Here is a 20,962-nt window from a genome sequence, read left to right on the forward strand (position 1 = left end):
CGAAATGGCGATCATCGTTATTCCGGATCCCGCCGCGCAAGAGGCCGCACGCCCGGCGTTTCCGGTCGAGGGCGAGACTGTCAGGGGCGCTTCCTCCCACGGAGCGTGGTCTCAACCCTTGGCATCCGCGACCGAGGTATTGTCCCGCGCGTTCCGAGCCACGGCGAGGCTCGAGACGTCTAACAAGGATCTCGAATTTATTGGTACGGCTTTCGCCGTGGCGCCCACGCTTGCGGCTGTGACGGGGCACGTTGCTCAATCAATGCTTCGCAAAAGAGATGACGGGCCGGAGATACTCTATCACCTGAATTTCTTCGCTGATGAATCGGACGCTCGAACGTCGATCGGCGTCAGAGTCAAGCTCATCCATCCCTATTTCGACTTCGCTCTTCTCGAGATGGAGCGGGCCGTTAAAGCTGACAGCATTCTGCATTTCTCGTCGAGTACGCCAGAAATCGGAGAAGAAATCGCGCTAATCGGCTATCCGCTGAATGACCTGCGTAACGATCCCAGCCTGCTCGCTGGCCTGTTCGGCGGCGTTTTCGGAAAAAAGAGGATTATGCCCGGTCGGGTGCTCAGTTCATCGGCAACCGCGAAGACGGCGGGTGTAGACGTGCCGGCTCTTGCGCACGATGCGTCGTGTACATCGGGAACATCCGGGGCGCCTGTCGTTCGGCTCGCGACCGGAGAAGTCGTCGGCGTGCACTATGCAGGCGTCTATCTCGAGCGAAACTTCGCCGTCCCGGCTTGGGAGCTTGCCAACGATCCGTTTTTGCAGTTGAGCGAACTCTGCTTCACGGGCTCAAAACCGAATCCGTCTTGGTTGCCTCTCTGGAAGAGCAGACTAAGCTTCGTCGACGCAGACATCGAAGCCTTCGCCAAAAAGAGCTTCTTGCCGGATGTTCCGCCGGCCAAATCGCGCGCCCATCTGCTCACGGCGGACGACCTGAGCGACGTCAAGGACATTCTGGTGCGTGCCGGTTTCGGCTCAGACTTTGACGTGAAGGATCTCTTCGACGGCTTGCCTGTGGAGCTTCGAGCCGAGTTGCCTTCCGCTTCCACTGCGAGTGCTACGATTCTCAGATGTTTGCGCAATCTCAACCGTCGAACAGGGCTATTGGACTTTGAGCATCGGACACCATTGCATGTAACTCTACGCTCGGCGTGCTCCGTCAAATCGACGGACGCCGGCCTGAAGGCCTCCTTGCAGACCTACATGACCGTCCTTTCGGAACATGAGCACAATCTCAAAATGGCCGCCCCACAAGGCGGGCATGGAATTACGTCGTTGGCCATCCCGGAAGCCGCGAACTTTCGAAGGATCGCCACCGCGATCGCTAGGCTCGGCCGGAAGTCCGTTCGGTTCATCGGATTAGCTGAGGACGAATTGGACTCGCCTGTTCGACCCACTCAGATTACATTCCAAGACGAAGTCGAAGGCTTGAAAATGCTTCGCGGTCTTTCCCAGAGGCGCAGGATCAAGCCATACGACGTTGCAGAGAACGCGAGCGAGTTCATTCTAAAGGCCAGGGGGGAGTCATGAACAGTTGTACGTGCCCTAATCCGCCGGGCGGGAAGGTCGATTGTCCAGATGATCACGTCGCCGTTTGCCGCGTTGTGAATGGTGTTGCGCAAGCGGAATGTATTCCACCGGACACGACCCTGAGCGAAGAAGGGCAGGCTCTTCGCTTCTTGCGGATTATCACCGGGCAATCGTTCACGACATTAGGGAATGCGGAACTAACGATCCTCCAATCGGGAGAATATAAAAGTCCCGATGGATCCATGTACGTTCTCTTCAAAGTACCCCGGTCAGGCACAACCGGCGGCGGCGGTGCCCGAGCCGCGTAGCCATGCTTTATAGCCGCTGCGGATGGCCCAGCCTCGAGCCTATTGCGAATGCGCTGTAGAGCCCAGCGCCAGCGTGCTCTGAGTGGCGCTTCCGCTATCTCCGACAGTGCGAGCGAACGCGAACAAATCGAAAGTGCCGCCGCCTATGATGCGCGGCAACAGTCATTTTTGCTTGCAAAATGCTCAATTGCAGGTTGAATGTACTTCACCCCATTGCGGTCGCTGGCGCCCGACATGGCGTGACCTGTCACATGCCTGCTTAAATCATGTGATCACGTGAGATTTTTCAAGCACGTTCTTTCATTTCCTTCGAGGCAATCATGGAAAAGGTCGAAAAGGCCAAGCGGCTCCGCGATCTCCTGAAGCAGATATCTCCCGACGCAAGGCTCGAGACAATCGGCAGACATCCTTCGGAGGAAGTAGTTCTCGAAGGAATGCCGCCGGGAGGCGGAGCGCCCGACGACGGATTGCAAAAACTCGCGGAAGGGAGATTCGAGGATGTGACGGATAGCGAGATGTTCAACCTCGAAGCGATAATAATGCCGGAAAACAGGCCGGTCGTTTTCGTGAAGCAGGGCAGTTACGATCAGCTAGGCTATCCGTGGACGGATCTTAACACTCAAATTTATAAGGGGCGCATCGATCCTCTTTTGCCTCTGGTGGGACGGGTGGAAGCTCCCAACTCACCGAACTTGCCGTATGCTGGCACCGGCTTCGTGGTAGGCAAGAATCTGATTGCCACCAACAGGCACGTGGCTCAGATATTCTCGCGAGGGCTCGGGCTCAAGATTCGCTACACGGCCGGTGATGCCGGTATCGATTTCTTGCGTGAGGTCGACTCGAAGCCGGACGATCAGTCAGGCTATCTGAATGTCGAGAGCGTCGAAATGATTCATCCCTATTGGGACATGGCGCTCCTTCGTGTCGGGAATTTGCCGAGCTCCGCAATTCTCAACCTCTCCACGATGCCCCCTGAGAAAATGATCGGGTCCCGGGTCGTGACGATCGGATACCCAGCTAAGGACTATCGCAACGATCTTTCATTGCAAGATCGCATTTTCGGCCAGAAGTATCTCGTGAAGAGGCTGCAGCCTGGAGTGATCAGGGAGCGTGCGTCGATCCGCAGTTTCGAGAACATGGTCAACGCGATGACCCACGACGCTTCGACGCTAGGGGGGAATTCGGTTCAGCCGTTATCGACATTGAATCGGGAAAGGTTGTAGCGCTGCACTTCGCAGGCGAGTATCTCAAGGCGAATTATGCGGTGCCGATGTATGAGCTCGCGCGAGATCGGCGGCTCGCTCCGCTTCTGAATTTCGACGGAAACGCCGAGCCAACCAACGATTGGGATCCAACCTGGCGGGCGACGGAGATGGATGAGGGGGCGGTAACGGCCGCTTCTTCCGGACCGGCGGTGCAGTCGCCCTCGGCAAGTCCCTCGGCTCCTTACGACCCGCCATCTGCCTTTCAATCCGACGTAGCGACTTGGACCATTCCGCTCCAAGTTAGTGTTTCCGTTGGACTTCCAAGAGGATCCGCATCCATCGCATCGAGCCCCCCGATACGGCAGCCAATTCAGGGATCCGAACCCGCACGAACAGCCGTCAGAATGAATAGCTGCACGTGTCCCAACCCGCCCGGTGGGAGAGTTGAATGTCCTGACGATCACGTCGCAATCTGTCGCGTCGTTAACGGCGTTGCGCAGAGCGAATGCATTCCCCCCGACAAGAGCTTGAGCGAAGAGGCGCAGGCTATGCGCCTTTTGAGCATCATTACCGGTCAGCCAGCCACCACGATTGGCAACGCTGAGCGGGCGATTCTCGACTCCGGTGAGTATCAGAGCCTCGACGGCTCGATGCGCGTTACCTTTAGGTTGCCTTCTCAATGGTCTGGACCGCCGCCTTCGGAGGAGCTGGAAGCGGTCATCATCAATCAGGACTACAGTGACCGGCCCGGATTCGATTCGGAGTTTCTCGAGAAGCTCAAGGTTCCGCTGCCGCGGTTGAGCGAAGCCATGGAAAAGGCTACGGCCCGCGTCAGGCCGGACGCCGTGCGGAAAGGAGATCCGTTCGAGCTCGCGTACTACCATTACAGTGTCTACATGAACGGTCCGAGGAGAACGGCGTGGTTCTCGGCCGCCAATGTCGATGGAGATAGCCGCCCGAACATAGGTAAACGGCAAGGCGACCGTTGGTATGTCGACACTCGGATCAAGAAGAGCGAGCAGCTTGGGCAAGAGGCTTTTGAACCTGGTATCGACCGGGGCCACCTTACCCGTCGGGAAGATACCGCTTGGGGTAGGGACGTCGCGAGCGCTCTGGCCGCTAACAACGATACCTTCCATTTTACGAATTGCTCGCTGCAAGCTTCGCCGTTCAATCGTGGCAAAGACCGCTGGCAGGGCCTGGAGCAATTCCTCCTCGAGAAGCATGCCAAGAAGGAGAAGCGGCGGATAACCGTCATTACGGGCCCAGTCTTTGCTTCCAATGATCCCGTCTACAAGAACGATCGCATGGACTATTCCGTCCGCTGCCCTCTGCAATTCTGGAAGGTTTGCGTCCTTATCCGCCAAGACGACACTCCGTCCGTCACGGCCTTCGTACTGGGTCAGGAAGACATCGCCAATCTTTCCGGTTTCGAAGAGGCGTTCGATGTGACAGCAACCCAGATTACAGTGGCCGACTTAGAGCGCAGGACTGGATTGGATTTCGGGCTCCTCAAGGATCACGATCATTTTGCTCAAGGCGGGCAACCGGGCACGCTTGAGTTGCCGGTCGTGGGACAAACCACAAAGGTTAAGATCATCCGCGGCGGAGCCGATATCGTGATTTGATGTTCTTTTTCCGCGCAGCGGGCTCTGCCGCTTTTTCCTGAAGCGCCGACGATCGACTTCGCAGAAGTACGGCTTGCGTCGTCTCAAAGTGTAACGAAAATGCGACACTCTCGCTTTTTGACCTGCATCTCGTTGATGAAGTTCTGATCGCGCGTGATACTACCTTTCGTTGAACGGGGGGTGGTTATGTGGGATTGGTTCAGGCGTCTGTACTGGCGTCTTTACAACAAGCTCGTCCCTCTGCCATCGGACGAAGTCCTCTCTGCGAGACTGAGGTCATTACTCGAGTCGAGAAACATCGAAAAGACGCCGCCGGAGGAAATGCCGGCGGCCGCGTCGTGCTGCATCGTAACGTTTGACGACGGCGGGACAGTCTGTTCGCCGGATATCACGTACACGAATGGCCTGTTCTCCTTCAACGCGGGAGCAAAATTGGAGGCCCAGCGGGAGCAGAACTTCACGGAGCAATTGATTTGGTCGATCAAGGACATCCGTACGGAAATGATGTTAGCGCAGGAGGCGAGCCGTAAACTCGGTACGGAGGTCGATTCATTCCGCTGTCCCATCGCCGACACGAACCTTGCTGGAGAGCTTGGTCTCGTGAAATCCGCCGAAATGGCGTTCACAAGCGAAGGGCTCAACCTCAATACAAAGCTATCGGGCTCCAGCGGAGCGTTCGGAGGTTATGTCAGCTTCGTAATATCGAAGAACCTCAATGCCGTCGGACCCACTTGGACTCTGACGCATTTCAAGGGACCGGGCAGTCTTGCAGGCATCGCGGAAGTGAACACGGACAAGCTGACGTTTGCCTTCGCCGAACGTTCGGCGACCGAGTCACTAGCCCGAGCGGCTCAGACCACTCGGGCGGTATCCCTCCTGAACTACATTCTCACAAACCAGATATCGACGCAGCTCGGTACTCTCAGGGGCCTTCCGCCGTAGTAGTGAATGTCTGGCAGAAAATTCCAAGCTGCTTCCGCGCTCAGCGACGGAAGCAGCGCTATCGGGGCCGGGACATGTCTTGAGGAACAGGTGGCACTACTCCGCTCCCAGTACCAGATCGTGGCTGCACCTTGTGCCCCCTGATGAGCCACATGTTGCGGATCGAGATGAGGAGAGCGACGCCACTTGCGAGGGCGAGACTATAGAGCAATTGGGTATAATCTTCGGCCGAAAGTATGCCTGCATAATAGAAGGCCAACAGGCTTCCGACGGCCGCGACTGCCGTGACGTTGCCCACGATCGCCCAAAGAAAGCACTTGAGCGCGTAACTTTGTAGATCCGCGTACGGAGCTTTGTCGCTATTCAGCAACGCGAGGAGCTTGGATGTGGTCGCTGCCATCCCGAGAGCGAAGAGCAAGCCTACTCCTGGAATGTAGGATGATATGGCGTAGTCACGGATACGCTGCCGATAACTTGCCGCCGTCGAATGGTACCGTTCGTCTATACCCGTCAACAGCTTCCCGGTCTCTTCGAGCAGTGTGGCGCCCTCGCCCATCCGTACCTCAAGCTGAGGTCGAGAAGCGCGATAGCGGGTAAGGATATGTCCTTCGACGGCGGACCGTGCGTCCAGGTACCCGAGCTCCGTTGATCGTGCTTTGGTCAGTAGCGCATCTGGCGACACACCATTTCGCCTCGAAACTTCCTGGCGGATCGCGAGACAAAGGGTGCGAGTGTACTTGGGTAGACTGGCGCAAACACCGGCTTTGGCGAGAAGCCCGTAAAGGCGCCACGTCCTTTCCAGCAACGTCTTGTTGGCAGAAGCGTCAGCGGAGAGAGCCGCGAGCGTACTTTTTGCGTCGTCGGCCGCCGAGGAGGTCGCGGCGAATGTCGAGACTTCCGCATCTAGTTCGGCGCGAATTTGCGAAACGTGGAGCTTCGCTGAAGCTTGAATGTCGGTCAGATCTTGACGGAGCTGCTCCAATTCCTGGGGTTTTTCGATTTCTCCCAGCGACGGCAGCTGAGGCGCGCCTTGGCTCAGTAGGCGGGCTGCGCGGTCAAGACCCGTCTCTAACTGCGCCGTTCGCAAGCTGCCCAGGCGTGTGAGGAGCGCCTTGGTTGCTTCTTCGTTTTTCTCTACCTCGGCTTGGACCAAGGTCACGCTTCCGAGACATGGACGAACGATTTCAGTGATGTTCCGTCGCATCACGTCGCTGGCGGCGTCCGCTGTTCCGCCGAATCTACGCCCGGCTTCGGTGGCTGCCGAGGGTTGGACAAAGATCTTCACCAAAGCTTCGAGGACGCAACCGCTTGCCAGGCTCACAGCGAACCCCTTGAGTGGGTCGCTCGTGTCGAAGGCGCGCAAACCGGAATTGGCTAGGCTGTCGAGCAGGAGAAGTATGTCGGCATCGCGTGCTCTTTCCACGTCCTCTGAAAACGGCAGCAAGCCCGCATTTGTCTGTGCCTCTCGCGAGCCAATTGCGGCTTCAACTTGCCTCAGGTCGCCCAAGGCTGCGTCGCTGTCCTGCCGAAGCTTCGGCAACGTAGCTTGGCTCGTTTCGTAGCTCGCCAAATCCCTTCGATATTGGTTCATTTGCTCCGAATAGCGATCCGACCAGTACCTTCTCAGATCGTCCGACATATCGGCGAGTTGGGATGGCGCAGTTGGTTGGTTCGGACGCGCCATGCGCTCGACGGCAGATGCCTGGCTTTGCAAGGCGTTCATTCGGTTCACAACCTCGCTCCGGCGCTGCTTTAGGGGGGCGAGCGCGTGCGTACACTCCAGTAGGAATTGATCGCGGCGAGCCATGGCCGGGCCCAGGTTCGTTCGCGAAAGCAGCGGATCGATCATCGTCCGCGAAGGTGCGGCATCGGAAAGCGCGATGTTCCAGATTATTGGGGGTATTGTGTCGCCGAAATCCAGCGCTGCGGAGAGCCTGTTTGCTTCGAGATCCTCTGGGCGGATCTGAATGTTCGCCAACGAGGGCAAATCGAGCACCTCCAACGGACCCTTGGAAGCCTCGTCCGCGAAACGATCGAAGACCGGCAATATGTCTGGCCGCTCTAAGGCGATCCTTTCCCTCAATCCTTCGAGCCGGTTTTGATCGAGCGCCGCCCTTAGAATATTGTTCCAGGCGGATATTGCGGGGCCCTGCAGCAAAATGCTGCCCGTCGACATGCCGGCTTGTGTTGGAACGCGCAGCCAATCGTCGTCCTTCGGAAATGCGTCGGCGAGGCGACCCGTCAGTTCTAAATAAGCCGTCATCGGCATTCTTTCCCGCGGTTAAGACGATGCCGAAAGTCCATCGAGGATGCGGTCGATCGAAATGCCCTCGTTGCGGTAGTAGGTGGTTTTCGAGCCACTGTTTGGCTCAGTGAGCCAGCCGCCGCTGTGATGGAGCGCCACTACGTCCCATGCCGAGTCGAAGACGGGCGATCCGGATGAGCCGGGCAGGGTGTCGGTCAGATACTGCACGCGACCGTTGCCCGCAAAGACGACTACGTTGGAGAATAGCGATATTTGCTTCGGCCCCCCGCCGGGGTGTTGAACGATGTTGACGTGGTCGCCAACGGCGAGCGTTTTTCTTTTCAAGACCAGCGCGCCCCATCTGGATACGGGATCGCCTTCAAGCGTCACGGCTGTCCAATCGTCGGCCACTAAGGTGCGTAGCGTCTCGGGTAGCAGACCAACTTCCTCGATCTTTGCATCGAGCCCGTCCACCGTCTGCTGATAATTGAACTGAACGACTGCTCCACGAGCCGAATCCTTCGTGGGTAGCACGTGGTTGTTGGTGATGAGGACGTTTGCTTCGGTAACGAATCCCGATCCGGAACTGCCATCCTCCCGCTTTACCCGAACGACCGACTTTGATCGCGTAAGACCGATCTGGAGGTAGTTGATAGGCACGAGCGTACTCTTCTGGCCGATTATCTTCTCCAAGCCCGATGCCTGTGGACCATTCCAGTCTGTCGCCTCCGGTCCTTTGATGGTGGGGGGCGGGCGCCCTTCCTTTGCGCGTTTGAGCGATTCGTCTCCCGGAAACTCTTCGAGTGCCGCATCGACGATGGCATCCGTTTTGCCTTGTGGTTTGGCGTACTGAAGGATGTTGAACCACGTGCTGATCGCTTTGCTTTCAAAGGTGATGAACGCGGTCCGTAGGCCCACCTTCGTAGCTATCCTGCGAGCATCGCTGTCCAATGGATAGAGGTTCGCGAGAATCTCATTGAGTTGGGCGAGCGCCTGATAATCCCACTGACTCACAGTCCGTCCTCATACTGAAGCGAGTACAACAAAGCCTGTTGCTTCCCGGAGGAGATCGCGTGTTCGACTAGGCGCGTGGCCTCATCTCCGATCGCTCCACCCTGAGACCATCGTCGCCACTCGATTCCCGCATTTGCGGAAATCCGTTTTAGGTCCGTCAAGCTCGCGGCTTGCGAAAGACGCTTGACGAGGACCTCCGTGAAGTCGACACCGCGGATGGTATCTTCGACCCGGCGCTCGATCAGGCGAAGCTGGGCGCCCTGATCTCTGCGCAGCGACTCCGGACTGGTGAATTCGGCGTCCCACATAGGCTCGGCGATGTCGGCTGCGGTGAGATAATTTCCCTCACGATCGTTGGCCAGACGATAAGCCTCGAAAAAGCGGGAAAGGTCGGCTCGAAAGCCTTCGTCCCTCGTATCCGCGGTGGCGTAGACGAAGTCGAACAGCCGGACGGGACCGTCCCAGTATTCCATGATCGAAAACGGATGGGCTTGGATCGGCGCCCCATCCTCGACGTCCAGCACGTTCTCCACCTTATCCAGGACGAGGCAGCCACGCGGCAATTGCTGCATGATCGGAAACTGCGCGGCCCATTGCAGCGGCATTGCCCTCCAGCGCGTCGCGCCACAAACGATGACGCTGCCTTCCCGCAGTCGATGGTGGTCCCAGACCTCGGGAGAGATGAGTGCGGGGACCCCTGTCGAAGCGTTACAGGAGGCGGTCAGGGTCGCCAGCCGGTAACCGCTTTCCGAGGGCGAAAGCTTCAACGTACCGACGCCACCTGAAACGGTTTGCGATTTTCCTTTTGGAGTGTAGGTCAGCCAGCCGTCGCTCTTTGACTCGATCTGAGAGGGGTGCACGGTCCGCATGCGCTGCGAGCCGGGTAGCCAGTAGAGACCGGGAACGCGAGCGACCCACTCGCTCACCGCGACCTTGTAAAGACTGCTTACGGTGTCCCATCTGTTCGGATCGGGTGAACTTGTCCGCCGCCCGGGCCGCCCTTCGTCCAGCCTCGTGTGCGAGTGAAGTCTTAGAAGATCGCGCCAGATCTCCTGATCGTCATAGAAGCCAGACCCGTACGCTGGCGGGCAGGCCTCTTCTTCGCCGATCTGCCCTTCGGCCAAGGGGGTGTCGGCGAGAGAGTAGTTGGCCAAGGCCTCTCCGACTTTGGCCGACTGCACGCCGATCTGAAGTCCATTCGACATTCGACCTCCCTGGCGCCTCGAATATGTCGAGGCGGCCGGTCGCCAAGCCGTACTGACAGTAGAATAGCCCCCGTTACACATCTGTCGAGTGTGTTGTCGGCGTGGGTGGGGTTGGGCGAGGATTTCGGCCTGGCGAGCCTCACTTACCGGGATATTTCAAAGAGCCGCGTGGGCGCGCGTTTTATCCGACGAGGCGCCCATCGATAGATGCGGCTGCCTTCGCGTGACGCAGCTGAGTGGTTGGCGCGGTCGCGAGCCGGGGCTGTAGGGGCGGCGTCCCTTTAGTAGGGGTTGCCGCGCTTCGCACCGGACAGCGATACTACCGCCTACGGCATTATACCGAAAAAAAACCCTTGGAAACTGCTTGCCTTCGAGCGCAGCGTGCTCGCGAAGGGCCTAGCTTGGCCGGCCTTCTTCCTCGCGCCTTCCCTCGTCCCTTCCGGTCGCCTCCCATCACCGAACTCTTCGCTCGCGCGATCGGCAATCAGGCGGTGCCGATGCTGGGACACCTGCAGTGCGGAACAACGAAGTCGGACGACGGAGGTTACGCCCTCGAGGATCTCGCCGCGCTACCGGATCTGGTCGCAGGAGGGATGGCGGAGTTTCTGGCTGCGACTGACGTTTCCGGGTCGGGGCCATTGTCGCCGCTTGTGCGGCGGTTGCCGGAGGCTCTGACATGGAAGTCGAGGACGATTGCACCGTGGTCTTGGACCGATGGTCCGTTGCTTCGCCGATTTGTCTGCGTCATCGACGGTGTGCCGGGCTCGTCGAGGTGGCGGGCGACGTTGCCCGAATGGCGGTTGGTCCAGGGAGTGCTCGTCGAATCCTAGAACGATTTCGAGACCCGCCTTCATATGGTAGGTAGGTAGAGGCGGATGTGGCTACGGTCGCGCCGCAAGATCCACCTCCGCGCGCGACGTTGCCGCCCGATATACGATCATGGCCGCCCTCCCGTGCCCGCGGGCTGTCTTTCTTCGATCCACATTTGGATCAATTCCCATAGAGCGATCTCGCCTGAGAAGCCCGCGATCGTTCCGAGAATGCGAAGGTCGAAGCACGCGAGCTCCATGGGACCGCCGACGGCGGCGGCCTCGGTCGCGAGATCGTGCCTGGTGCACTTCTGAGTGTACGCGGCAAAATCATCGCGTCCGATAGAGCCAAATGGACGCTCTTCGAAGAAATTCCTAAGCCTTGATGCCGCACGTCGGACGCGTTCCGGAAAGACCGTCGTCTCCACGACCACCAGATCACAGGCCCTGTTCACTTGCTCTCCCATCTGAATTCTCCATCTCGGTTGTCGGGTTCGTTCGCTGGGCGGGGCTCACGCTCCCGTGTCTAGAGTTGCTTCGCGACGACAAGCTCGTGAAAGTCGAACGTGCTACCGTTGTGGTTTCGAGTTCCGGAGGAGTCCGGCGCAAGAACCGGGATATGATTTCGCGACCAATATGCTCGGCAAGCCTGCCCGCATCACGGTGTTGGAACGAATCCGCCGGATTAGCCTGAGCGACGTGCTAAAGGCTCGCCAGGTAGGTGTCGGTCATCGAACACAAATCGTCCGTGGCCTCTAGCAGCGCGTCGATCGACTTGGCGACCAAAAGACAATAGAGACAGAGCCGCTCCGCGATCTCCTCGCGAAACCACTTCGATTCGAATAGACGGTGCCTTGCGTCGAATGCATTCTTCGGCACTTTGGCCCTAGTGCTGGATGTCATATTGTTCCGATCTTTGGCCGGCCATCACGATCGCTTCGGCACGGTCTCTGGCCTTGTCGACGTTCATCCGGGCCTCGAAAAGATAGCCATAGATGTCGAAGGTCTGGATGATGCTGGCGTGGCCCATCATCGTTTGGATCCGCTTGGGGCTAAAATCGGCTTCGATCCACAAAGCGGCGCAAAAGTGCCGCAGGGCGTGCATGCCAAATTTCGCGACCGTCTTGCTTTTCTGTTTACCGCCTTTGACGAGCTTCTGCTTCGTGACTCCAGCTTCGATCTGCGCCAACCTGAGAAATCGATTCATCAAGTTGGCGTGATTCTGCACAGTGCCGCGTGAAGTCGGGAATACGAGGCCCAGATCGCTCTTCGGGCACCTCAGCTTCCACTCCATCAGCGCCTTCGCGGTGGTGCCGTTCATAATGACGTCGCGCGTCCCAGCGTCGGACTTGGGCTGAGCGACAATTCCCCACCGGTCGGCCCGCTTCGTGATCGAGATCATGCCCTTCTTGAAGTCGACGTCGATCCAGCACAATGCACGAAGCTCGGATCCCCGCAGACCGCAGAACACGAGCACGTACAGCATCGCCAGGTAATCGGCCCACTTTGCTGACGTCTTCTCGATGATCGCCTTCACCTCCTCCACGGAGGGCATCGGCGGTCGCGTCTTCTTCTTTTTATGTTTGTAGGGCGTCAGCGAGATGACATTCTTGACGAGCCAGCCCTTGGTCTGGGCGTAGCGAAGAACGGCACCCACCTCGATGCGGACGCGGCGGACGGTTTCGTGCGAACGCGACTTGACGAGCACATCTTCGTAGAGCTGCGTGGCGTCGGCGGTGCTCAGCTGACCGATCTTCCGGTCGCCCCAGAGCGGCTCGCTGAAATCCCTGAACCGTTGCTCGTAGACGTCAGTCGTTGAGCGCTCGAGGCCCGCCGCCTTGCAGTCCTGGATCCAGGCTTTCGCGACTTCCCGGAAGGTCTTGGACTGGCTGGCAGGCACGTGCGTGCCGGCGGCGACTTCCGCTCGCGCTTCCACCAGCCAATCGTCCGCTTCTTTCCTCGTCCGAAACTGCTTGTGCCTGCGCTTACGGGAATTGTCGCGGTAGTCGACTTGCCAAACGGTTCGCTTTTGACCCGTCTTCGTCGCCTTCAGCGTGCGCTTTCTGATACTCGCCATCGTTACTCGGCTTTAGGCCGCCTTTCCCAAGGCAGTCATTTTATGCAACTAGTTGTAGACGCGAGAAGAATCGCTAGATGGGAAAAATACGCTTGCCAGATGTAGAAATCACACTTAAGGTGGGTTGTCAAATCGCGAGCAGATCACCGGCACAGCGGGGCGGACGTGCCGACGGCCTATTCGGTCACCAGGAAGTACGATGCGCATCGAATTCGTTGGGGTTAGCCTTTTGGGAAGGCACACGGCGCTGTTCCGCTTCTTGGCGGGGACGCGTCATGGCTAATTCTCGCCAGCTCGTGGAGTGCTTGGCGCAGCTGACCGGCGATCCCTTGTCGCGCGTGGTCGGACACATGAGGAGCCTTCGGGAGGCCGAACTCGTCATTCCCCACAAGGGACGCGGGATCACCGCGCCACGGATGACGCCGCACGACGCCGCGGCTCTCTACTGCGTGATCTATGCCTCGCCGACGATTCAAGAGAGCGCGACGACGCTGATCGAATTGAAAAAGCTTGAGTCGCAGGGGCGCGTGCGGTTCTCGCCGAAAGATAGCTTTCATCGGCCGCGTCACCTGCCGCCGTTGACTCTAGGTTTGGACCGCAACCACTCGGTCGTCGATGGTCTAGCGGCCGCGATAGCGTTCTTCATGAACGAGGGCAAGCTGCGCGGCGAATACGATGAATGGCGCGGCCGGGGGAAGAAGTTCGGCATCTACTCCAATTTCGAGATCCGTTCACCGCAGTTTTCCGCCTCGCTGACTTTGGGCGTTCACGGAGATCACTCGGAAGAGTGGACCTACGGGCGGCAGGGCGAACTCGACTCCATTCGCACGGGGCAGTGCAGCGAGATCACGCTGCGCAAGCTCGCAGTTTGCCTCAACTCCTAGAGCCTGGCGCCATGACCACGGAGAACGACATCCCTCAAGACGCGGACCTGATCGGGGGCGGCGACCGCATCGCTCAATTCCTCTTCGGGCGAGCGGACGAGCAACTGCGCAGGGAAGTCTATCACCTGGCCGAGCATCACGCTCTTCCGGTGTTCAAGGTCGGCAACAAAATCTACGCTAGGCGGACGAAGCTGACGGAGTGGATCAAGTCTCGGGAGGCGGGCGTCGAGCCCCCTCCCAGGTAACCGGCCGCAACAAACCGCAGGTGAATAGATGTCCGAAAATGCGCAGCAAGCAAGAAGGAATGCGTTTGCAACCGATGCGTTCTCAAAGGGGGCAGCAAGGAATCTCGAACTAGGCGACGAATTGATCGTAAACGCCGTCGACGCTTTGGTCGATGCGAACGTGATGCCCTGCGATTTGGCGGATAATTCGGACGCCCTTGCCGTCGACGGGGCCGCGATATTGATGGCGATCGGGTCGCGCCAGACCGAAGCCGCCTCCATTCTGCGGGTAACGAGACGTCTGTCTACGATGCCCTTCGAGTTCGAGATCGGAGACCCGGCGGAGCCGGTAGCGGACAGGTTCGATCTCTTCCCCGAGCAGGCAGCGTATTCCTTTGGCAGCGATCTCGCGGCCGTTTTGAAGAACATGTGGCAAGCGGCACGCGGAACGACCAAAAAGCTCAAGGGCGTGTCGATTACTATGGCATGGAGCGACGAGCGAGCCAGCCACCTCTTTGGTGCTATCGAGCAGGGCAAGGGGGGACGCCAACGCATCTACTCTTCCGAAGCCTCGCAATGGCCGACCGGGAGCGACACTCCGTTTGGAGGCATTATCTACTCTCCCAAGGCGCTGCTTCGCTTCGCTGCCCATCTGGATGCCACGATGGCGGGTACAGCTGCGAGCCTGGACGAAGTCGTGGCGCTACATGACCGACGACCGTAACACCAGTTGTTGCGTAGCCGGCCTGTGCCACTTCTTGGCCAGCAAGCACGATCTTCCGTCGTTCAAGGTCGGGATTGATGTCTACTCGCTATCGACCGTGTCATCGCGTGTGCGCCGCACGGCTGCTCGACGTCGAGGGGAAAAAGATGACGGAAGTTGCCGTGAAGCTGGAGCCGGATACGCTGAGGCTGTTCTTGTACATAGCTGGCGAAGCGCGGCATTGGGACGGGATGCCGCCGATCGAAGGTCTGATGCCGCTCTCGCCCGAAGACAAAGGCCGACTGACGCAATTGAAAAGGCAAGTCCTGCTCTATGTCGAAGAGGTCGATCCACACAACCATCAGATCCACTTCACGCGCATTGGCGCTGCCCTTGCCGCGCAACATGGCGTCATGATCCGTTGATTGCGGCGATCGACGAGACGATCATCGACTTAATGAATTATATGGGGGACAGCATGCTGGATCGGGCTCGCGCGGATCGCGTCCGCCGGATGGTACTGGGTACGAAAACGTGGCCCAATCCGCATCGACTGGAGATGAAGCGGGTAGGAATGTCGGAGTGGGCCTTCGGCGCCATCGCTTTTGACGAAGTTTCGGCCGGCGTCATCAAGGTCCGCAGCAATCTGGGCGAAGAAATCGGTGCTTATGAAACTATCGAGGATCTGATTGCGGCCGGCTGGGCCGTGGACTAATGGCCCGCCAGCTACAGCGAGGAAAGTCTTCTCATGTCTGAAATCAGTCAAATGTTGGAAGCCGTCCGTAGAACGGTTGAATCCTCGCAGGCGTACGAATCGTACGCCGAACGACACAACATCGGTTCTGCCGCCAATCTTACCGTGACTGACGCCGAGATCGCCGCGTCGATCGCCGCCAGCATCGAAGATCGGATCCGGAACAAAGTGGTTGTCGAGATCGGCGGCGGCATCGGCTTGCTATCGCTCTACATGGCCGCCATCGCACGCAGGGTGTATTGCATCGAAGCTAATCCGATGTGGGCGGCGAGCTTCACGCATCTCTTGATCGAGATGAAGCCGAAGAACCTAAGCTACTTATTCGGGGCAGCCGACGAGTTCGTCGGCTGCATCGCGGCGGATGTCGCCGTGATCTGCACTCACAGCGACGTTGCCGGGATGGTCGCCATCGGCACGCAGTTGGCAAAGGAAGCGATCGACGTCTACGGCGAAATGATCGAAGCCAATCCGAGCGCATTCGACCGGTTGGCTCGTAAATTGCGGGCTTTGCCTGATCGGCGCCTGAGGTGATTTGGAGGCGACGTCGAGCGGGGTGTACGTGGATGATGCGGCCTTCCGCTCGCGGCAGCTCTATTTCCACCGCCCAATCGAAGGTGATGATGATGCCCTTGAAGGCCAAGACACGTTGCACCGCCACCAGAGAAGCTGCTTCGGCGGACAGGCGCGGACCTATCACTTAGATGAAGCTTGCACCGGCTTGACTGTCGGTCTGCAATTGGTTACAAAAAGACACCAATTTGATTGAGGCGGTGTCTGATTAGCATTGCGAACAGCGACCGAGGCAGTCTCCTCTCTGACGACAAATTGGAGCAGGCAGCGCGAGAACTTGAAGCGTCTGGGCGGTATCGCGTCCTAAGGCGCATCGAGCAACGCGCAAGCGTCCCGTCATCGCCCGGCTGTTCCACGAGAAGAGCGGTCTTTCTAGACGTCGAAACGACGGGATTGGACGTGGTCAACGACGAGATCATCGAGCTTGCGATGGTCGGCTTCAACTATGACATGTCCGGAAATGTCCTGTCGGTTCTTCCGCCTTTCTCCGCACTTCGTGATCCTGGTCGTGCGATTCCGCCGACGGTGACGGCATTGACCGGCTTGACCGACGAGATGGTTGCCGGACACGTCATCGATGTGAAGGAGGTTCACGAATACCTGCACCAGGCCGCCGTCGTCATCGCGCACAATGCCGGTTTCGACCGTCAGTTCTCCGAACGCTTCTGCGAAGGCTTCGCGTCGCTCCCTTGGGCTTGCTCGCTCAACGAGGTGCCTTGGCGGGATGAAGGATTCGAGGGATCGAGGCTGACGCACCTCGCGACCGGATATGGACTTTTCTTCGAAGGCCATCGCGCGGTCCATGATTGTGTCGCGGGCATCGAGATCCTCTCGCGACCTCTGCCGCGTAGCGGGCGTACCGGCCTGGACGTACTGCTGGAATCGGCGCGCGCCGCCCGTTTCCGCATCTGGGCGACCAATTCGCCGTATGAACTCCGCGAAATCCTGAAGGCACGTGGTTATCGTTGGAGCGACGGCAGCGATGGGCGGCCGAAAGCCTGGTACGTCGATGTCGCCGAGGATCGCCTCGATGACGAGTCGGACTTTCTGCGCCGGGAAATCTATCGTCGGACGGACGTGGAAATCCTGTCGCGCCGCATCACCGCCTACGACCGCTATTCCGCTCGGGTGTAAGTCGGCTCCGGCTGAGCCAACGTCCGTCCGATCGCGAGATCGGCTGCGCAACAGGTCTGCCCGCGCGCGGCCCGGTCTCAAACGGCCTCGATGAGGACGAAGGCTGCCGCAAGCCCGTCGCGGCAGGCGATGCTCAAATGAGTTTTCGGAACGCCGCCTCCGGTCAACCTGCGAGCCCGCCTAAGCGCGGCTCCGGTCAAATGAAGGTAGGGACGCCCAGCCGCAATCAGGAGTTCGATGTCGGTCCATCTAACACGCTCGGTGATCCCGGTTCCTAACGCCTTGCTGCAAGCCTCCTTCGTGGCGAAACAGGTCGCGTAGATCGCGGCCGGCTCCGACGCGGCCGAGGCCCGGGCCTGTTCCGTCGGCGTAAAAAGGCGATTTATCAAGGTCTTGCCACGGTTCGCAATCGCGTCGGCAACCCGTTCGATCTCGCATAGGTCGCTTCCAATGCCGACTATCACCACCTACCTCCAAAAAAATCAGACAGAATATGTTTGATTTTCGGACATCCGTTGCTATTATCTATCGGCAAGGAGGCCCCCATGGCAACGATAACGGCGCCCTCAGTCACCAAGCTCATTCCGGTTTTCCCTGCCGCTGAAATCGCGGCCGCCCTCCAGGAAGAACTGGTTCGGGCGGTCCAGGCGCCGGTATCGGCGAAAAGGGCTGCCTCTGCCGAAGGATGACGATGCCCTCGTCATAATGTCGATCGAACTCGACTCGTTGACGGTGGTCGAACTGATCGCGGTGCTCGACGATTATCTGCCGTTCAAGGTGACCGAGTCCGTGGTCAAGGCAGGAGGCTACGGCTCCATCGCCGCCGCGGTGAAGCACGTGATCGGCAGAGTGGAGAAGAAATGGGATAAGCACTACGCCGGAGTCAAGGCATGAGCCCGGAGCCGCGCGACAGCGAGGCCCAGCGGCGCCGTCTCGGCGAGAAGCTGCGCAAGGCGCGCGAGTATGTCGGCTTTTCCCAGGACGAGGTCGCGAGCTTCCTCGATGTGCCGCGCACGGCGGTCAGCAACATCGAAAGCGGTCAGCGCAAGGTCGATGTGCTCGAACTGAAACGCCTCGCCGAACTGTATCGGCAGCCGGTCGCGCATTTTACGGGCGACGACGAAGACGCTGGCACCGCGTTTTCTCCCGACGTGACGCACCTGGCCCGCCAGGCCGCTAAGCTCTCGCCGAAGGATCGCGAGGAACTTGGCCGCTTCGCCGATTTCCTGAAGATGCGATCGGGAAAGAGCGAATAGATGGCCGATTACGCCTCGTCGATCCGCAAGGCCACGCTTGAAGCGGGACGCCTCCACCGCGACCTGGCGGTGCAGGCGAGCGTCGTACGAGGTGCCGGTCGCGTCGACGTGTTCAGCTCGATCTCGCGACTGGACGTGCCGTTGTTGTTCACCAAGCTCGACGGGTTGCTAGGGGTCTATCTCCGCGAGCCTTCGCCGGGAATCCTGATTACGACTCAGCGCCCGAGGAACCAGCAGCGGTTCACTGCCGCGCACGAACTCGGTCATCATTATCTGGGCCACGAACCTAGCCTGGACGACGAAGACATGCTGAGGCGCACGCCTTTCCAAGCGCGCAAGGGCGACGATCTCCAGGAGGTGGAGGCCGAGGCCTTCGCCGCCGCGTATCTGCTGCCGCGCTGGCTCGTGGACTACCATTGCGAACGGCAGGATTGGAACGACCAGGACCTGACGGATCCGATCAACGTCTATCAATTGGCGTTGCGCGTCGGAACGAGCTACGAGGCCACGGTCTGGACACTGCACCGGTACGAGGTGTTCGATCGCAAAAAGGCATCGGCCCTGGCAGGAATGCAGGTCAGGAAGATCAAGCAGAAGATCCTCCGGGGTTACGAGCCGGAGAACTATCGAGGCGACGTGTGGCTGCTCACGGACCGGGACGCCGACATGCGGATCGAGGGTGGGCCGCAGGATCTGCTCGTCGTCAGGCTGCCCGAGCACAGCGGGTCAGGCTATCTGTGGCGCGTGCAGACGATCGATGGTGAGGCGTTGGCGGTGGTCGCCGATGGTCGCGAGCCCCTGGACGCCGACGGCGTCGGCGGGCCGACGTTGCGGCAGATAACGGCAGCGGCGCGGGACAGGAAATCGGGCGAGCTTCGACTTGCCGAGATGCGGCCTTGGCAGCCGACGAAGCCGTTGAACGTGTTCAAGATCAGCTACAGCCTGGAAGGTGCGGAAGCTCAGGGTTGGTTCAAGGATCAGCGCCAGCAGCACCGGCAAAGGCTCGAGGCTGCTTGATGGCGAAGGTCGACGTCGTCAAGGATCTGAGGTCCAGCTTCGGGCCGGTTCGCGATCAGGGGCAGCGCCCGACGTGCCTCGCGTTCGCCGTGAGCGATGCCCACGCCGCGCTTCGACGGCCATGGAAGCCGCTGTCTTGCGAGTTCGTATTCTATCACGCGCAGCGTCGAGCGGGACGAGCACCGACGAGGCCGGCCGTGTTGAGTTCGGTGCTGACCACGCTGCGGCTCGATGGGCAGCCGATCGAGGCCGATTGGCCCTATCTCGATGACCTGCCTGCCGATCTCGATGATTACGGTCCGCCGTCGGGGCTGTCGGTGTTCAGGCGCAGCGGCGAAGCGGGGTCGGACAAGCTGGCCGCAATCCTCGCCCAACTTGATGCGGACCTGCCGGTCGTGGTGCTGCTGTTTCTTTCGGACGCGTTCTATGAGCCGGACCGGAACGGTTTCGTCGACGAGCGGCCCGGCGAAACGCCGGATCCGGCGCGGGCGCATGCCGTGGTCGCCGTTGGCCACGCGCGCATAGGCGGCAAGCGCGCGGTCCTGGTCAGAAACAGTTGGGGCGGAGAGTGGGGCAAAGAGGGCTACGGGTGGCTGTCCGAGGATTTTCTGGCGCCGCGACTGAGGCGCACGGTGGTTTTGGAGGAGGAAGCGCATGTTCCCGGAAAGAATCTCGCGGCCTAGGTGTGTCGAGGCTTGGTTGGCGGCTTCGAAGGCCGTCGAGGCATCGCCGGGACATGAGGCCCACAACGTCTTGATCGACATCGAGGATCCGTTGGCGGAGACCGATGCCGACCGGGAAGCCATCAAGCTCGTCGACAAGTTCCTGATCGAAAACACCGAGACCGGATATCCGGTGCGGACGGTCGCCAACACGATCTTTCCGCAGTCGCTCTACGAGGATCACGGCGCGCCGACGTTCTATGACATCTATCTCAAAAAGGTGTTTCCGCGGTTGAAGCGGAATCCGCAGGATTGGGGACGATACTTCGAGCGCATGATCGCCTATCCGGTGGTGGACGACGTCGACAACCTTCTCGAGCGGCTGATCCTGAAGATGAAGCGCAACGTCGACAACGGCCGGCCCTTCCGCAACATCTACGAGCTGCCGATCTACAATCCCGTGAAGGACGCCGAAGGTCGCCCGCGGGGAGGGCAGTGTCTCAGCTACCTGAGTTTCAAGCTGGACGGCGAGCAGCGTCTTCTGCTCACCGCCGTGTATCGCAATCATTTTTATACCGAGAAGCTGCTCGGCAATCTGATCGGTCTCGGTTGGCTCATGCGGTACGTTGCCGAGCGCGTCGGTGTCGCTGTCGGTTCGCTTTCGATCCTGTCGACGCATGCGCAGGTGGACAAGGGCAAGAGCACGACGCCTCGCGGGAAAGTGCACGGGCTCCATTCGGAATGCGCGACGCTGCTCGCGGACGAAATGGAGGACGCGTGAG

At 59.4% G+C, this 20,962-nt stretch carries 24 protein-coding genes; 17 read left to right on the forward strand and 7 right to left on the reverse strand.

The window, feature by feature from the left end:
- The first annotated feature begins 4 nt into the window (after window positions 1–4).
- From ACVWZ4_RS13950 to ACVWZ4_RS13965, 4 genes are all read left to right on the forward strand, one after another.
- Window positions 5–1,543: a S1 family peptidase gene (locus tag ACVWZ4_RS13950; protein ID WP_456790149.1), complete on the forward strand. Its 1,539-nt coding sequence runs from the start codon at window positions 5–7 to the stop codon at window positions 1,541–1,543.
- 628 nt (window positions 1,544–2,171) lie between these two features.
- Window positions 2,172–3,074: a S1 family peptidase gene (locus ACVWZ4_RS13955; RefSeq protein ID WP_456790150.1), complete on the forward strand. Its 903-nt coding sequence runs from the start codon at window positions 2,172–2,174 to the stop codon at window positions 3,072–3,074.
- A gap of 509 nt (window positions 3,075–3,583) precedes the next feature.
- Window positions 3,584–4,684: a DNA/RNA non-specific endonuclease gene (locus ACVWZ4_RS13960; protein ID WP_456790151.1), complete on the forward strand. Its 1,101-nt coding sequence runs from the start codon at window positions 3,584–3,586 to the stop codon at window positions 4,682–4,684.
- A gap of 186 nt (window positions 4,685–4,870) precedes the next feature.
- On the forward strand, window positions 4,871–5,626 hold the full coding sequence (locus ACVWZ4_RS13965; protein ID WP_456790152.1) for a hypothetical protein: 756 nt from the start codon (window positions 4,871–4,873) through the stop codon (window positions 5,624–5,626).
- Between the two features lie 58 nt (window positions 5,627–5,684).
- Here the strand turns inward: ACVWZ4_RS13965 and ACVWZ4_RS13970 are convergent, their stop codons facing one another.
- The 6 genes from ACVWZ4_RS13970 to ACVWZ4_RS13995 form a co-directional block, all read right to left on the reverse strand.
- Window positions 5,685–7,889 (reverse strand): hypothetical protein, encoded by a 2,205-nt coding sequence (locus ACVWZ4_RS13970; RefSeq protein ID WP_456790153.1) that lies wholly within the window; start codon window positions 7,887–7,889, stop codon window positions 5,685–5,687.
- Window positions 7,890–7,907: 18 nt separating this feature from the next.
- Entirely contained in the window at window positions 7,908–8,885 is a 978-nt protein-coding gene (locus tag ACVWZ4_RS13975) for a trypsin-like peptidase domain-containing protein (RefSeq protein WP_456790154.1), read from the reverse strand.
- On the reverse strand, window positions 8,882–10,090 hold the full coding sequence (locus ACVWZ4_RS13980) for a hypothetical protein (RefSeq protein WP_456790155.1): 1,209 nt from the start codon (window positions 10,088–10,090) through the stop codon (window positions 8,882–8,884). Before ACVWZ4_RS13980 ends, ACVWZ4_RS13975 begins: the two co-directional genes overlap by 4 nt.
- A gap of 937 nt (window positions 10,091–11,027) precedes the next feature.
- A complete protein-coding gene (locus ACVWZ4_RS13985) occupies window positions 11,028–11,366 on the reverse strand; it encodes a hypothetical protein (RefSeq protein WP_456790156.1) in 339 nt (112 codons plus the stop codon).
- Window positions 11,367–11,601: 235 nt separating this feature from the next.
- Window positions 11,602–11,802 carry a hypothetical protein gene (locus ACVWZ4_RS13990; protein ID WP_456790157.1) on the reverse strand — a complete coding sequence of 67 codons (201 nt, stop codon included), beginning with the start codon at window positions 11,800–11,802 and terminating at the stop codon, window positions 11,602–11,604.
- Entirely contained in the window at window positions 11,786–12,976 is a 1,191-nt protein-coding gene (locus ACVWZ4_RS13995; protein WP_456790158.1) for a tyrosine-type recombinase/integrase, read from the reverse strand. The genes ACVWZ4_RS13990 and ACVWZ4_RS13995 overlap by 17 nt, the downstream gene beginning before the upstream one ends.
- Window positions 12,977–13,281: 305 nt before the next feature.
- Between ACVWZ4_RS13995 and ACVWZ4_RS14000 the strand changes: the two genes are divergently transcribed.
- The 8 genes from ACVWZ4_RS14000 to ACVWZ4_RS14035 all read left to right on the forward strand — a co-directional run bounded on the left by ACVWZ4_RS14000 (window position 13,282) and on the right by ACVWZ4_RS14035 (window position 17,245).
- Entirely contained in the window at window positions 13,282–13,860 is a 579-nt protein-coding gene (locus ACVWZ4_RS14000) for a hypothetical protein (RefSeq protein ID WP_456790159.1), read from the forward strand.
- Window positions 13,861–13,871: 11 nt separating this feature from the next.
- Window positions 13,872–14,105, forward strand: coding sequence for a DNA-binding protein (locus ACVWZ4_RS14005; protein WP_456790160.1), 234 nt, complete (start codon window positions 13,872–13,874; stop codon window positions 14,103–14,105).
- Window positions 14,106–14,133: 28 nt separating this feature from the next.
- Window positions 14,134–14,808, forward strand: a complete 675-nt coding sequence (locus tag ACVWZ4_RS14010; RefSeq protein WP_456790161.1) for a hypothetical protein — start codon at window positions 14,134–14,136, stop codon at window positions 14,806–14,808.
- Between the two features lie 146 nt (window positions 14,809–14,954).
- Entirely contained in the window at window positions 14,955–15,212 is a 258-nt protein-coding gene (locus ACVWZ4_RS14015; protein ID WP_456790162.1) for a hypothetical protein, read from the forward strand.
- Window positions 15,209–15,502, forward strand: coding sequence for a hypothetical protein (locus tag ACVWZ4_RS14020; RefSeq protein WP_456790163.1), 294 nt, complete (start codon window positions 15,209–15,211; stop codon window positions 15,500–15,502). The genes ACVWZ4_RS14015 and ACVWZ4_RS14020 overlap by 4 nt, the downstream gene beginning before the upstream one ends.
- 33 nt (window positions 15,503–15,535) lie before the next feature.
- Window positions 15,536–16,072 carry a hypothetical protein gene (locus ACVWZ4_RS14025; protein ID WP_456790164.1) on the forward strand — a complete coding sequence of 179 codons (537 nt, stop codon included), beginning with the start codon at window positions 15,536–15,538 and terminating at the stop codon, window positions 16,070–16,072.
- 28 nt (window positions 16,073–16,100) lie between these two features.
- Window positions 16,101–16,307 (forward strand): hypothetical protein, encoded by a 207-nt coding sequence (locus ACVWZ4_RS14030; protein ID WP_456790165.1) that lies wholly within the window; start codon window positions 16,101–16,103, stop codon window positions 16,305–16,307.
- Window positions 16,308–16,366: 59 nt separating this feature from the next.
- Window positions 16,367–17,245 carry a 3'-5' exonuclease gene (locus ACVWZ4_RS14035; protein ID WP_456790166.1) on the forward strand — a complete coding sequence of 293 codons (879 nt, stop codon included), beginning with the start codon at window positions 16,367–16,369 and terminating at the stop codon, window positions 17,243–17,245.
- 77 nt (window positions 17,246–17,322) lie between these two features.
- On the opposite strand, the gene acpS is transcribed toward ACVWZ4_RS14035, so the two are convergent.
- Window positions 17,323–17,709 carry a holo-ACP synthase gene (gene acpS, locus ACVWZ4_RS14040; RefSeq protein WP_456790167.1) on the reverse strand — a complete coding sequence of 129 codons (387 nt, stop codon included), beginning with the start codon at window positions 17,707–17,709 and terminating at the stop codon, window positions 17,323–17,325.
- 241 nt (window positions 17,710–17,950) lie between these two features.
- On the opposite strand from acpS, the gene ACVWZ4_RS14045 reads away from it, so the two are divergent.
- From ACVWZ4_RS14045 to ACVWZ4_RS14065, 5 genes are read left to right on the forward strand one after another with little or no spacing between them, the layout of a single operon-like run.
- Window positions 17,951–18,139, forward strand: a complete 189-nt coding sequence (locus tag ACVWZ4_RS14045; protein WP_456790168.1) for a hypothetical protein — start codon at window positions 17,951–17,953, stop codon at window positions 18,137–18,139.
- Window positions 18,136–18,501, forward strand: a complete 366-nt coding sequence (locus tag ACVWZ4_RS14050) for a helix-turn-helix domain-containing protein (protein WP_456790169.1) — start codon at window positions 18,136–18,138, stop codon at window positions 18,499–18,501. Before ACVWZ4_RS14045 ends, ACVWZ4_RS14050 begins: the two co-directional genes overlap by 4 nt.
- Window positions 18,502–19,518, forward strand: a complete 1,017-nt coding sequence (locus ACVWZ4_RS14055; RefSeq protein WP_456790170.1) for an ImmA/IrrE family metallo-endopeptidase — start codon at window positions 18,502–18,504, stop codon at window positions 19,516–19,518.
- Window positions 19,518–20,201, forward strand: a complete 684-nt coding sequence (locus tag ACVWZ4_RS14060) for a C1 family peptidase (protein WP_456790171.1) — start codon at window positions 19,518–19,520, stop codon at window positions 20,199–20,201. Before ACVWZ4_RS14055 ends, ACVWZ4_RS14060 begins: the two co-directional genes overlap by 1 nt.
- A gap of 16 nt (window positions 20,202–20,217) precedes the next feature.
- The gene (locus tag ACVWZ4_RS14065) at window positions 20,218–20,961 is read left to right on the forward strand and encodes a hypothetical protein (protein ID WP_456790172.1); all 744 of its coding nucleotides are present in this window, start codon (window positions 20,218–20,220) and stop codon (window positions 20,959–20,961) included.
- Window position 20,962 lies beyond the last annotated feature (1 nt).

Source organism: Bradyrhizobium sp. USDA 4472, from assembly GCF_054058595.1.